The 12,783-nt window shown below is 34.6% G+C and carries 13 protein-coding genes and 1 pseudogene; 11 read left to right on the top strand and 3 right to left on the bottom strand.

Going from position 1 to position 12,783, the window contains the following annotated elements:
- Positions 1-13: 13 nt before the first annotated feature.
- Positions 14-1,345, top strand: coding sequence for an alpha-glucosidase/alpha-galactosidase (locus ACQKEZ_RS18235; RefSeq protein ID WP_427303235.1), 1,332 nt, complete (start codon positions 14-16; stop codon positions 1,343-1,345).
- 95 nt (positions 1,346-1,440) lie between these two features.
- Here the strand turns inward: ACQKEZ_RS18235 and ACQKEZ_RS18230 are convergent, their stop codons facing one another.
- Positions 1,441-1,866, bottom strand: coding sequence for an alpha/beta fold hydrolase (locus ACQKEZ_RS18230; protein WP_427303233.1), 426 nt, complete (start codon positions 1,864-1,866; stop codon positions 1,441-1,443).
- A gap of 471 nt (positions 1,867-2,337) precedes the next feature.
- Between ACQKEZ_RS18230 and ACQKEZ_RS18225 the strand changes: the two genes are divergently transcribed.
- The 7 genes from ACQKEZ_RS18225 (at position 2,338) to ACQKEZ_RS18195 (ending at position 9,332) form a co-directional block, all read left to right on the top strand.
- Complete coding sequence (locus ACQKEZ_RS18225; protein WP_427303231.1) at positions 2,338-2,730, top strand: GntR family transcriptional regulator; 393 nt, start codon at positions 2,338-2,340, stop codon at positions 2,728-2,730.
- Between the two features lie 3 nt (positions 2,731-2,733).
- Positions 2,734-3,843, top strand: a complete 1,110-nt coding sequence (locus ACQKEZ_RS18220) for a DUF1648 domain-containing protein (protein WP_427303229.1) — start codon at positions 2,734-2,736, stop codon at positions 3,841-3,843.
- A gap of 444 nt (positions 3,844-4,287) precedes the next feature.
- Positions 4,288-4,680, top strand: a complete 393-nt coding sequence (locus ACQKEZ_RS18215) for an Rrf2 family transcriptional regulator (protein ID WP_427303227.1) — start codon at positions 4,288-4,290, stop codon at positions 4,678-4,680.
- 301 nt (positions 4,681-4,981) lie between these two features.
- Positions 4,982-5,884 carry an NAD(P)/FAD-dependent oxidoreductase gene (locus tag ACQKEZ_RS18210; RefSeq protein ID WP_427303225.1) on the top strand — a complete coding sequence of 301 codons (903 nt, stop codon included), beginning with the start codon at positions 4,982-4,984 and terminating at the stop codon, positions 5,882-5,884.
- 61 nt (positions 5,885-5,945) lie between these two features.
- Complete coding sequence (locus ACQKEZ_RS18205) at positions 5,946-7,124, top strand: MFS transporter (RefSeq protein WP_427303223.1); 1,179 nt, start codon at positions 5,946-5,948, stop codon at positions 7,122-7,124.
- 276 nt (positions 7,125-7,400) lie between these two features.
- A complete protein-coding gene (locus ACQKEZ_RS18200) occupies positions 7,401-8,252 on the top strand; it encodes a MerR family transcriptional regulator (RefSeq protein ID WP_427303221.1) in 852 nt (283 codons plus the stop codon).
- An 87-nt stretch (positions 8,253-8,339) separates the two neighbouring features.
- A complete protein-coding gene (locus tag ACQKEZ_RS18195; protein ID WP_427303219.1) occupies positions 8,340-9,332 on the top strand; it encodes a C45 family autoproteolytic acyltransferase/hydolase in 993 nt (330 codons plus the stop codon).
- A 569-nt stretch (positions 9,333-9,901) separates the two neighbouring features.
- Here the strand turns inward: ACQKEZ_RS18195 and ACQKEZ_RS18190 are convergent.
- Both ACQKEZ_RS18190 and ACQKEZ_RS18185 read right to left on the bottom strand, forming a co-directional pair.
- Entirely contained in the window at positions 9,902-10,024 is a 123-nt protein-coding gene (locus ACQKEZ_RS18190; RefSeq protein ID WP_427303217.1) for a hypothetical protein, read from the bottom strand.
- Positions 10,025-10,160: 136 nt separating this feature from the next.
- Entirely contained in the window at positions 10,161-10,364 is a 204-nt protein-coding gene (locus ACQKEZ_RS18185; RefSeq protein WP_427303215.1) for a hypothetical protein, read from the bottom strand.
- A gap of 240 nt (positions 10,365-10,604) precedes the next feature.
- Between ACQKEZ_RS18185 and ACQKEZ_RS18180 the strand changes: the two are divergent.
- From ACQKEZ_RS18180 to ACQKEZ_RS18170, 3 genes and pseudogenes are all read left to right on the top strand, one after another.
- Positions 10,605-10,721 (top strand): annotated as a pseudogene (locus ACQKEZ_RS18180) (helix-turn-helix domain-containing protein); the annotation flags it as partial.
- Between the two features lie 60 nt (positions 10,722-10,781).
- Positions 10,782-11,744 carry a helix-turn-helix transcriptional regulator gene (locus tag ACQKEZ_RS18175; protein ID WP_427303213.1) on the top strand — a complete coding sequence of 321 codons (963 nt, stop codon included), beginning with the start codon at positions 10,782-10,784 and terminating at the stop codon, positions 11,742-11,744.
- A 75-nt stretch (positions 11,745-11,819) separates the two neighbouring features.
- The gene (locus ACQKEZ_RS18170; RefSeq protein WP_427303211.1) at positions 11,820-12,452 is read left to right on the top strand and encodes a type 1 glutamine amidotransferase family protein; all 633 of its coding nucleotides are present in this window, start codon (positions 11,820-11,822) and stop codon (positions 12,450-12,452) included.
- Positions 12,453-12,783: the final 331 nt, after the last annotated feature.

Here is a 12,783-nt window from a genome sequence, read left to right as displayed (position 1 = left end):
AGGAGAGAAGTCTATGTCTAAAATTACATTTATCGGAGCAGGAAGCACAGTTTTTGCGAAAAATATTTTAGGAGACTGCATGTTTGTTCCAGCTTTGGCTGGATTTGAATTCGCTTTATTCGATATAGACGCAGCACGCCTCAAAGAATCGGAAACAATGCTTCATCATCTAAAAGAGAACTATAACGTACAAGTGACGATCCGCTCATATGATGACCGTAAAGATGCACTAAGGGGTGCAAAATATGTCATCAATGCAATTCAAGTCGGCGGCTATAAACCAAGTACAGTCATCGATTTTGACATTCCTAAAAAATACGGACTTAGGCAGACCATTGCAGACACAGTAGGCATTGGAGGCATATTTCGATCCCTTAGAACAATTCCAGTCATGCTCGATTTCGCAAAGGATATGGAAGAAGTTTGCCCATATGCATTGTTTTTAAATTATACAAATCCAATGGCCACTCTTACTGGCACAATGCTACGTTATACGAATATCCAAACTATCGGCCTTTGTCACAGTGTTCAAGTCTGTACAAAAGAACTGCTTGAAGCACTTGAAATGGATCATGAAGGAATCGAAGAAAAAATTGCCGGTATTAACCATATGGCTTGGCTTTTAGAGGTGAAACGAGACGGAAAAGATTTATACCCCGAAATCAAAAGAAGGGCGAAAGAAAAACAAAAAAGCCGTCACCACGACATGGTGCGATTTGAATTAATGGACAAATTCGGCTATTACATTACAGAATCTTCTGAGCACAATGCAGAATATCATCCGTATTTTATTAAATCACGCTATCCAGAGCTAATCGATCAATTTAACATTCCACTTGATGAATATCCGCGTCGATGTGAGGAACAAATTAAAAACTGGAACTCAATGAAAAAAGACATCGTCAACAATAGTCAGCTCAGCCATACACGTTCAAAAGAATACGGTTCGCGTATCATCGAAGCCATTGAAACAAATCGTCCATTTAAGTTTGGCGGAAACGTACTCAACACAGGAGGCCTCATCCGAAATCTTCCTGAAAAAGCGTGTGTTGAAGTCCCATGTATCGCTGATCGAAGCGGGATTATGCCTTGCTATATCGGCGAAATCCCAGAACAACTAGCTGGGCTCAATCGCACAAACATCAGCTCTCAGCTTATGACCATTGAAGCAGCGATCACAAAGAAAAAAGAGCATATTTACCAAGCCGCATTACTTGACCCACATACAAGTGCTGAATTATCAATGGACGATATCATTCGTCTATGTGATGATCTCATTGAAGCACATGGGGATATGCTACCAGATTATACGAATTCCCAATACACCACTTCTTTACCATCGTAAAACAAGCACCCTCATCATAGATGGGGGTCTTTTGTTTCAACAAAAGAAACCTCTCACCTTGCTGAAGTTTCTTAAGAACTGTGAGTTTACTAAATTTAAGCATTAAATGAACAGTAAAATTTAAAGGACTTTTCATAAACATTTAGTAAACCTCTGATAATAATACTTAATGGAGAATCCATTTGAAGTGAGTGGTCAATCACTTGTTGGTAACTTCGCACCTTATCGATCTTTTCTAAGTTCAAATCTGGGTTCTGCACATACTTGCGATTACGCTCAAGTAATTTTTCAGGCAAAACGCTTTCATAAGCAAGTTCTTTAAATTCAGCTGCTGCATCCACCAAGATGACACCTGTTATGTCTTTAGGATAAATACTTGCAAATAACCTAACAATCAGACCTTCAAAAGAATGGCCTACCATTATATAAGGAGGGGGTATTTCAAGTGAAATTAATAAATCAGAGAGTTCTTCCACTAAATCGAGAAGGGACTGAGGCTTTATCTGAGTTTTTACAAACACTCGACCTAGTGTAAGAAAGGGTTGAAATCTCCTGTAACATTAATTCATTTTGAATCTCTTTCCATGTATCGTAACTGTCGCCAAGTCCTGCTATAAAGATAATGGTCTGCTGACTTTTCTATGAAAAATTATGATATCTATATTCATTGTATTTTGTCATATATGATCTCCTCACTCAATGATTCATTGTAAAGCAAATGCTCCGAATATTCAAAACTACTCAGGGATTCAATTTGGGTAACAACATAACTCATTATTCAAAAAGAAAGCTCTTTTCATGACCTATTAAACAACCATTTCACCAATTAATGTACCAAATTTTGTGTCTAAACCTAATACAATGAAAAAGAGTCCTTAACTGTTCATATAAAAACAGTTAAGGATTTTTTCATGAAAATTCTTTGATATATAAGTAATGCATGTTATATTACAAATATAACATGTAATATACAGAGAGGAGTGTGGATTCCTTTGATTATTCATTTAGAATTTGAGTCTAAAACACCAATTTATATACAGCTTATCCATCGTATTATTGCAGGTATTGCAAAGCAGGAGCTTGTTCCAAGTGAACGATTACCATCTGTTCGTTCATTAGCAGCAGATATAGGAATCAATTTACACACGGTGAACAAAGCCTATAAAGAGCTAGAACAAAAAGGATTTATTTTAAATCATCGTCAAAAAGGAGTTGTGGTTAATCCAGAGGGAGTTCCAAAGGCAGATGTATATTTTCAGAAAGAAATGAAAGAAATATTACATCCCCTTATTGCAGAGGCCATTTGTCGAGATGTAAATAAAGAAGATTTTATGAAGCTTTGTGAAGTGATTTTTACTTCATATGTTCACGAGGGAGGAAGCTAACCGATGGATCATATCATGTGGATTTCAATTATTTTATTCATACCTATTTTTATTACTTTGATTGGTATGCCGTATTGGACACGACGTACAGAGAGTTTTGGCGTTTCTATTCCGTCTGATGTCTATATGGATGAAAAACTAAAAAAAATGCGAAAACTATATGCTTCATCTATGACAGTTTTTAGTATTGTTATACTGTTTATTTTTTATATTATCGTAGGAAAGTATTCTCCGAACGATGGAGAGACAATGGGGTTCGTTTTATCAATAACTATACTCGGTTTTATAATGATTTCATTTTTAATCTATTTAGTGTTTCATAAGCAAATGAAACAACTCAAAGAAAAAGAGAAATGGCATGAACAAAGACAACAGAAAATTGTACTACAAACAAATTTTTATCAACAAAAATTAATTCATTCTAATTACTGGTTTTTAATTGGTTTTGCTTTAGTAGCTGTCACGCTATTTATTACCTTTACGCAGTATGGTAGAATTCCTGAACGAATTCCAATGCAATATGATTTCTTTGGTGAGGTTACCAATTGGTCAGTAAAATCATATCGCTCTGTCTTAATCATGCCAATCACACAAATCTATATGATTGCTTTATTCATGTTTATTAATTGGGTGGTTGGAAGATCAAAACAACAGCTGAATGCTCAAAATCCAGATGAATCAATAGAACAAAACATTATTTTTCGTAGAAGATGGTCGGTTTTCCTAATTGCTAGTGGAATATCGCTCACAGTTCTTTTCAGTGTAATCCAGCTATCATTTATTTATTCGATTTTAACAACCTATGTGACTGTCATTTCGTTAATGATTACAGCAATCATGATTATTGGTGCGATTGTACTTGCCATTACAACTGGGCAGGGTGGAAGTCGTGTGAAAAATGGAAGAACGACAGATGGTAAAGTGATAAATCGCGATGACGATCATTATTGGAAGCTTGGTCAATTTTATTTTAATCGAAAAGATCCCTCATTGTTTTTAGAAAAACGTTTTGGTGTTGGCTGGACAATAAATTTAGCAAATCCACTTGCTTGGTTAATTTTAATCGGAATTATTGTAATAGCTGCTGGTATACCAATATTACTAAGTATATAGGAGAGGGAAAAGTGGATGTTTTTGCAGAGATAAATTGACCTCGACTAATCTATGTTCTTTTGTAATATAACAAAAACTGCTAAAGGTTGAATCAAATAAAATTGTGCTTGCTATGAAAATAGACTATTCCTGATCTCGAATGAAAGTGGCCACAGGGAATGGAGCAACCACTTTACAACTTTATATCGTTATTTAGAGAAAGAAACGTTATCCAGTAAGGATGTATAGCAAAATGGCAACACACGTAACACTGTTCAAATTCTTGAATGGTGTTATGTGTGTTTCATGTCTCCAATGTACTTAAATTTGTGCCCTCGTATGTACCAAGACAAGAAAAAGGGTATGTTTGTGCGAGTCTAAATAAGCAGTATAAACGAACAACTTGACACCATACTATATTCAAGGATATTATAGACACGAAAAGTCTATGAAGGAGGTGCTATTATGAAATTTACAAAAGCTACGAATTATGCTCTACATACTATGCTCACACTTGTCACTGTTTCTCCAGCAAAACCTATTGGCGTTCAGCAGTTAGCCGAAGCACAAGGTGTTTCACCGACCTATCTTTCCAAAATTTTAACTAAGCTAGCGAAGGCTGGGATGATTGAATCAATTTCCGGAGCCAATGGGGGATATCGTCTATCTCTTACTCAAGGTGATATTACGTTTTTAGATATTATTCATGCAATTGAAGGCACCGCCTCATTATTTGAATGTAACTTTGTCCACGGGGATGAATGTTCCATTCAAGCTGTTATGAAGGAAGCCGAAGAGAAAATGCAGAATCATCTTAGAAATACTAAATTAGCGGACTTGGTTCAAAGGCAACCATAAGTTTAAGTCACTTAATGATGAAAGGAGGGATTTGAACCGTTATATAGATCATTTTTTCGTATTAATAATAGATATAAAGAGTCTGTAATGTCTATCAAAGGTAGATGTACTTTTTCAAGGTCTAATAAAAAGTATGGGAGAAAAATGAATGCAACTTATATAAATAGGTTGTCTTATATTCAAGTTTTAAGAGAATTATTTTGTATTCACAGGACTAGTTTTACTATGTAAGTGAGTATTTTTTCAGACATATTACAGATATAAATACTCTGTAATATCTATTTTGGAGGAGATGAGTGTTTTGATTTACGATTGCGCTATTATTGGTGGGGGTCCCGCTGGATTGAATGCTGCGCTTGTGCTTGGAAGGGCAAAAAGAAGTGTGGCTTTAATTGACAACAATCAGCCTAGAAATTCAGTTACGCATGCGTCTCATGGTTTTATCACAAGAGATGGTGTAACACCAGCCGAGTTCCGTCGTATTGCTTATGAAGAAGTATTAGGTTATCCATCTGTCGATCATCTGCAAATAAAGACCATTTCCATAAATAAAATTGAATCTGGTTTTGAAGTGTTTGATTCATTAGGACTGTGCGTTCAAGCACGAAAAGTAATCTTAGCGACGGGTGTAAAGGAGATATTTCCTGATATCGAAGGGTTTTATCCACTATACGGTAAAAGTTTGTTTAATTGTCCTTATTGCGACGGGTGGGAGCTTAGGAACCAACCTCTTGTTGTTGTTTCCGAATTACCCTCTGTTTTTCATACTGCCAAACTGCTGCACAATTGGAGTAAGGATTTGATCGTCTGTACAAACGGACAAAAGCCCCTTTCGGATGAACAAAAAAAACGTCTTCAATTGAACGGAATTATGGTGATAGAGAATCGTATTGCTGCTTTTATAGGTCAAAACGGGATTCTTGAGCATGTTCGCTTTGAGGATGGTACTCAAATTGTAAGGTCAGGCGGCTTCGCAACCCCCACATTTATCCAAAATATGAAATTTAGAGATAGTTTAGGTTTCGAAATGACGGAATTTGGCGGAATCAAGACAGATGCATCAGGGAGAACTTCAATACAAGGTCTTTATTCTGCTGGGGATGCTTCATACATTAATCCATCGCAAGTGGTTTTTGCTGCAGCTGACGGTAGTCGAACTGCTATGGGGATAAATATGGATTTGACTGACGAAGATTTTAAATGATGTACTATTTGGCTGTATAACAGTTTATTGCTAACAAATTAAGTAAAAAGGAGATGAGATAATGAATCGAATTGCCATTTATTTATTAGCTTTAGGTGCTTTTGGTGTAGGGACAGCTGAATTTATTGTTTCGGGCATTTTGGAAGTGATTTCTAATGATTTGAATGTTCCAGTTTCATTGGCTGGACAATTAGTAACTGTATATGCCTTATCGCATGCATTTGGTGCACTGGTACTCGTTATACTAACTACAAAGTTTGAAAGAAAAAGAGTTTTGTTATCTTCAATGCTGGTTTTTATAATAGGAAATATCGTCGCATTCTTTAGTTATCATTTTGGCATGCTGATGTTTTCACGTATTGTACTAGCTATGAGTGGTGGACTATATTTCGTTGTTGCAACCATTTACGCAGCTCAACTTGCTGAGCCTGCCAAACGAGGCAGCGCAATTGCAACAGTCATTACTGGATTTACAGTTTCTTTAGTATTGGGTGTACCAATTGGAACTTTCATTGCTTCATTTATGGATTGGCGTTATGTTTTCTTATTTATTGCATCTATTACACTGATTGATTTGTTATTACTAAATAAATATATTCCAAAAATATTAAAGGGAAATAAATCAATTTCTTTGAAGCAACAATTGTTAGTCATTCGAGATAAGCAAATAATCAGTGGTTTATTCACCACATTATTTTGGATTTTTGGCTACACAATGGTCTTTACGTATATTGCTCCGCTTTTAAACAAATTAGCTGATTTTTCTATAGAAAAAATTAGTACAGCACTATTAGTCTTAGGCGTCTTTGCTTTCATAGGCTCTCGTTTTGGTGGGTATGCAGCTGATAAATGGGGACCTGTTCGCACTATTTATTTTAGTTTAATCATTCACTCAGTAGCATTGTTCTTTTTGACGGCAACATCCATTTCAACTATTGGTGTCTTCATAATTATTATGGTTTGGGGAACTGCCGCATGGACAACAACTCCTGCAAATCAATTTTATCTAATTTCCTTAAAACCACAATCATCAGAAATTGTTTTGAGTTTCAATACGGCAATTATGAATATTGGTATGACATTAGGCGCAGGTATAGGGGGATTGGTAATAGAATACGCATCTGTTCTGAATCTAGGTTGGATTGGTGGAATAACAGTATTAATGGCACTAGTTACTGCATCTTTTTCGTTTGCGATAAATAAAAGGAAAAAAGAAAGTGAATCTCGTTTAAATAGTTGAACTGAGATTTAAGTCCAAGAAAGATTATCCTTTTTATATACAGTTAAATCAAGGATTTATAGTGATTTATAATTAATCTTTATTCTAAACCAACACTTTAAAAGGGTTTGTATTTATAGTGCAAAATAGCATTAAAACAAGTGCAAATTATCTCCCAAAGCGACAGTGTACCCTATTGAGAAGAAATCATTTCCTTGATATTGTTAGTCTCATAGACTCTCAATAACACTTTTCAAAATTTATCGTAGACTAAAATAATCGTAAAGGGGGAATATAATGTACACTATAGGCAAATTTTCTGAAATATGTCATATTCCTGTTAAAACGTTACGCTACTATAGCGACATTGGATTACTAAAACCTTCTTATATAGATCCTGTAACAAACTATCGGTATTATGACTACGAAAAAATTCAAATCATGAAAAAAATTATGCTTCTAAAAAGCTGTCAATTTCCCTTAACTACGATTAAGGAATTTATTGAAAACCCTGATCAAGTACAGTGGAAAAGCATATTAGAGCATAAAATATATGAGCTTGAGGATCAAAAAGAACAAATCTCCAAACAAATAAAAGAAATGAATCTGTTAAAAATACAAATAGAAAAGAATGCATCTATAATTCCTGGGCCGGTTATATCTAGCTGTTATATTGAAAATCGAGAGGGAATAACAGTTTATTCTGTTCGTGAGAAAATAAAGATAAAATTTATAGATAAGTTGGTAAAAAATTTATTTGATCGAGTTTATGCTTTTAATCTTGTGATAAATGGAAATCTAATGGCAATCTTTCATGATAGAGATTTGAATCAAAAGGAGGCAGACGTAGAGCTTCTTCTTCCAGTAAAAGATACGAATAAAACAGACAATTGTAGGATTTTAGACAAAGGGATATACGCATGTCTGACTGTTAAAGGTCCCTATTCAGAGTTGGATGTAGGATATGAAATATTGAAAAATTGGATACTGGAACAGAATCTAATCCAGAGCGGAAAAGCAATAGAGATTTATGAAAAAGGTATTGTTCCTTCTAATATTAATTTAAGAGACATACGACCAGATTTAAATAGACATCCATCAGAGTTTATTACGAAAATATGTACTCCAGTTATCAAGAACTATAGTTAAAAGTTATTGATATCGAAACAGGGTAAACCCTCCACTTACTGGAGGGTTTATTCTATATATACAAAAGTATAAACGGAGGGAGTTACTATGTATCATCCGAGGTTAAAAGGAAATGTTTATCAGGCAGGCAAGCATTATGCAGAACTTCTTTATAAAAATGGGTTTCGATTTCCACAAATAACAGAGGAAAAATTAAAATTTGGGGAGTTATGCAAACCTATTCTTACTGAATTTGACCCTTCTATCGTTAAGGAAATACAAGGATTTGCTGATGGCTGCCATTCTTCTTTTGAAGAAGTAAGTGCATTTCTCTTAAGTATAGGTGTATTTGAATTGACTGGTCAATGTAGCATCTTTTCAGCATTCAATGGAGAAGAAATGATTGTTGGACGTAATTATGATATGCTCTTAAATTTAAAGAAAATAACAGAGTCCTCATTAGTTTGTTTTGAAGACAAAAATAAATATGTAGGTCATTCAGATTGTTTTATTGGAAAAGTTGATGGTATCAATCAACATGGTTTATTTGTAGGAATTACATCGGTTCCCCAAGGGGGAATTAAGCCAGGATTGAATTTTTATTTTGCTGTTAAATATATTTTAGAAAACTGTTGTACGGTGGAAGAAGGAATAGAAGTGTTAAAAAGATTCCCAAGTTCGGTAGCCAATAACTACTTGTTAGCAGATCCATTAGGGAATATGGCTGTTGTAGAAGTTACCCCTAATGACTATCAAGTGCGTCTTCCCACCAATCATTATATTCATTGTACCAATCACCATGAAAGTACATTAGTATCTGAAAACTGGAATTGGAGCAAATCAAAAGAACGTTTTGAAACATTAGATATACGTCTTAAAGAAAACGTCAATAAAATGACTCTTTCCATTGCACAATCAATTATGTCAGAAACAAAGGGACATGTTTGTTTAAATTTAAAAAAACATAATTTTGGTACGCTCTTCTCTGTTGTAGCAAACTTAAATACATTAGATATAAACAGAGCTGAGGGACAACCAAACAGAGCAAAATATGTATCGGATAGACGACTGATAGATGCCGTTTCAATAGGGACACCTTAAGTATTACCACGATATTAATCAATAAAAATGTCGTTTTATTATCCTAACCAATAGATGAGGCGAAATTTAAGGATATGGAAAAATGAATGAACCAGTTTTGTCTGGTTTAATCGAAGAATTACAAGGGTTTGCAGAATGTAAAGCCTAGTTATCGGAATCTTTTTGATCAAGCTCGATATTGATTTAGAATAGGCGTTTAGAAAAAAGAGTGAGATAAATAAATATAGGAATCCGGTTTTCGTTTTGAAGACCGGATCATTTACGAACATTTTCTTACCACCGTTGTAAATCCGCATTTCCTGACGAGTGGTGAGATATTAAATAGCTCAAGTAATTATTCAAGCAAGTAAATGTGAATCCATTAGAAGTGTTTGTTTACAAGTTTTTATTGTTTGTAGGAAAACACAACAAATCTGGATCCATAATGTTCAGTGGACAACAAAAGTAGAACATATGGAAGGAACAATGACAATGAGCAAAAAACAAAAGGCATTTGAAAGACTAAATTATTTATTGCTTTTAACTGTTATAATCACATGTTTTGTGATTGCTAAAATCATTAAGTAGGCTTATAAATAGTCTGTTGCAAATCGTTCTCTTGTATAGATTTTAAATGGATCAATGTGCCGCCATGATGAAGAAATTAATAATGGGGTGAATAACAATGGATCCATATTTACCTTATTGTACATTCTGAGAGGACCCTTGTTCATGTCCCTGTACAATATCTGAATTCAATTGAAATGAAACAACCAGTCACCGAAAGAGTTTCGACAACTGGCTGTTTCATAAAGGGATTTTGACCCCCTAAAGGGGATTTTTCCACACTTACTTTTTGTCAGTTAAGTGATTCAAACGTTTTCGAAGAACTAGGGATGAGACAGTGAAAACTGTACATGCTCCTGCTGATCCAGCAGCAAACATCAGCTCAAAGTTTTCGGTTGGGGATTTGAATAACAAAGAGACTGAGAAAATTAAAGCGGCACCACTAATGCCCAATCCTAATATCGACATTGCTAATAATTTATTCATAGAAACCCCCTCAGACTCACAATTTGAAACAAGCTACTACCGACCGCAATTAAATAAGCTACACCTCTCGCCGTTTTCATACAGTATCATCTCATTTCTATCATTATTCAGTTAATTAGTTCAATTATATATCAATAGAGTGTAGGAGACTGATAAAATCATAGTTAAGAGCGCCTCTTAAGACTTGTCTCAAAGATGTGGTAATATTTTGCGAAAAATCGGTTATATACGTGTCAGTTCAACTATGCAGTAAAGCTTTATAAAGAGGGCGATATGACTGTAAATCAAATTTGTGAAATTACAAATGTGTCTAGGGCCTCATTATACAGAAAACTATCGGAAAGGAACAGTCGATGAGTTACACCAAAAGTAGGAAATGTATATTAGGGGATGAATCCCATATAGAGGTGGAAGTGTATGCCTAAAATTGACAATATGTTAGCAATTCTATGGATGCTTCGTTCAGGTGAAAAAATGACTGCGAAACAAATTTCAGAAAAGTTAGAGATGAATATAAGGACTGTGTATCGTTATATTGATACAATTTCAACAAGTGGCGTACCTATAATTTCTGAACCAGGACATAACGGTGGATACACTTTATTGAACAATTTTATTGAGGCTCCTCTTTTTTTTGATTTTGAGGAGCAAACTTCACTATTTCACGCTGCTGTTTTTGCAGAAGAAGCCGGATATTATGGAGGCGAAGCACTAAATAGGGCCATTTCAAAACTAAGTAAATACTCAAATCAAGAGCAGGAAACAAAGATAAACCAACATTTATCTAGTCTTGAAGTAATAAGTCGATTAAGTTCACTCTCTATGGAACCTTTTTTGAAGGAGTTGGAGCAGGCCGTAACTGACGGGTACTCAGTAAAAATTCTTTACCATAAAAGTGGCGAAAAGCAATTAAATTATAGATTGGTCGATCCGTACAGAATGATCTATTGGAATAATAAGTGGTATGTGATTGGATTTTGTCATCTTAGGAATGATATCCGTAGTTTTAGAGTAGATCGAATTGAAAGTCTAATGCTAACCGAAAATAAGTTTAACCGGCCAGAAAATTTTTCAGCACGTGACTTTTTTATGAAAAATCTTCTTCCAACTATAGAAGATAAGGAAGGGATTATTTCTTTGGTTATTAATGGGGATAAAAGTGTATTAGCTGATATTTGCCAACATTGGTTTTTAGGACATTATTTACAAGAGTGCACTTCAAATCAAGCAGTATTTCTTCTTGAGAAGGATATGATACATACATATGTACCTTATTTACTTTTAACGTACGGTAAATCTATTCGAGTTGTTGAGCCAATCAGTCTTAAGAAAAGAATGATTGAAGTTTTGTCGGAATTAATAAAATTTCATCAAATTTGATTAATTCCCTGACGCTAGTTGTCAGGGAGGTAATGTTATAGTTGGCTATATCAATTGTGATTGGAGTGTTATTAAATGCAAACAAAAAAAGTTTTTCTATATGTATTTAATACAATGTCGGACTGGGAATATGGATATTTAATTGCTGAACTAAACTCCGGAAGATATTTCAAAAAAGATTTAGCACCTTTAAAAGTAATTACAGTAGGAGCTAATAGAGAAATCATTACAACTATGGGAGGACTGAGCATAAAACCAGATATTTCCCTTGATGATTGTACTCTTGAGAGTAAAGATCTTTTAATTTTACCAGGAGGGACTACTTGGAGTGAAGAAATTCATCAACCTATCTTGGAAAGAATTGGCCAAGCTTTAAAGCTTGGCACTATTGTTGCTGCAATTTGTGGTGCAACTGAGGGCCTCGCGAATATGGGATACTTAGATACTAGAAAGCATACAAGTAATAACTTAGAATATACTAAAATGGTATGTCCTAACTATAAAGGAGAAAAATTCTACGAGTTGGAATCTGCGGTAGCTGATGCGAATTTAGTTACTGCATCGGGAATAGCTCCTCTGGAATTTGCAATGGAGGTACTGAAAAAAATAGATGTATTTACACCAGATGCATTACATTCATGGTATAACCTAAATAAGACTCATAAACCCGAATATTTTTTCCGGTTAATGGATTCAATAAATAGATGAGCTAAAAAAAGCAACTTAGCAGATTTATATGAGTTTAAATAATTACCATGCTTTAGAGAATGTCAAAGCATGGTTTTTGAATATTACCTAAAAATGCTTAAGGAGTAATGAAAATTCCTTAACGTTGTAAATCCGCATTTTCCTGACGGTATCCCAATGAGAGAAATTAATATGAATGTTCATAGAAGGGAATAGAAAAGAAGTATGTATATGTATTTGTCCATTAACATTAAAAGGAGCAGCAAGCGGCTTCATCAAAATGCGTATACTCTAGTTTACATAATATATATTCTAGGAAGTTAATGATGAACTTCATTTTCTCCGTCTCAAA

Source organism: Bacillus sp. NPDC077027 (assembly GCF_050269555.1).
Classification (GTDB): Bacteria; Bacillota; Bacilli; order Bacillales; family Bacillaceae; genus Bacillus.
The sequence above is the reverse complement of the archived record's forward strand: the minus strand, read 5'-3'. Positions and strand labels throughout refer to the sequence as shown.

What these genes read in the sequence shown, in the direction of transcription:
- ACQKEZ_RS18235 (WP_427303235.1), top strand. Translation starts at nt 14, where the DNA reads ATGTCTAAAATTACATTTATCGGAGCAGGAAGCACAGTTTTTGCGAAA.
- ACQKEZ_RS18220 (WP_427303229.1), top strand. Translation starts at nt 2,734, where the DNA reads ATGGATCATATCATGTGGATTTCAATTATTTTATTCATACCTATTTTT.
- ACQKEZ_RS18215 (WP_427303227.1), top strand. Translation starts at nt 4,288, where the DNA reads ATGAAATTTACAAAAGCTACGAATTATGCTCTACATACTATGCTCACA.
- ACQKEZ_RS18205 (WP_427303223.1), top strand. Translation starts at nt 5,946, where the DNA reads ATGAATCGAATTGCCATTTATTTATTAGCTTTAGGTGCTTTTGGTGTA.
- ACQKEZ_RS18200 (WP_427303221.1), top strand. Translation starts at nt 7,401, where the DNA reads ATGTACACTATAGGCAAATTTTCTGAAATATGTCATATTCCTGTTAAA.
- ACQKEZ_RS18195 (WP_427303219.1), top strand. Translation starts at nt 8,340, where the DNA reads ATGTATCATCCGAGGTTAAAAGGAAATGTTTATCAGGCAGGCAAGCAT.
- ACQKEZ_RS18190 (WP_427303217.1), bottom strand. Translation starts at nt 10,024, where the DNA reads ATGTACAATAAGGTAAATATGGATCCATTGTTATTCACCCCATTATTA.
- ACQKEZ_RS18185 (WP_427303215.1), bottom strand. Translation starts at nt 10,364, where the DNA reads ATGAATAAATTATTAGCAATGTCGATATTAGGATTGGGCATTAGTGGT.
- ACQKEZ_RS18175 (WP_427303213.1), top strand. Translation starts at nt 10,782, where the DNA reads ATGCCTAAAATTGACAATATGTTAGCAATTCTATGGATGCTTCGTTCA.
- ACQKEZ_RS18170 (WP_427303211.1), top strand. Translation starts at nt 11,820, where the DNA reads ATGCAAACAAAAAAAGTTTTTCTATATGTATTTAATACAATGTCGGAC.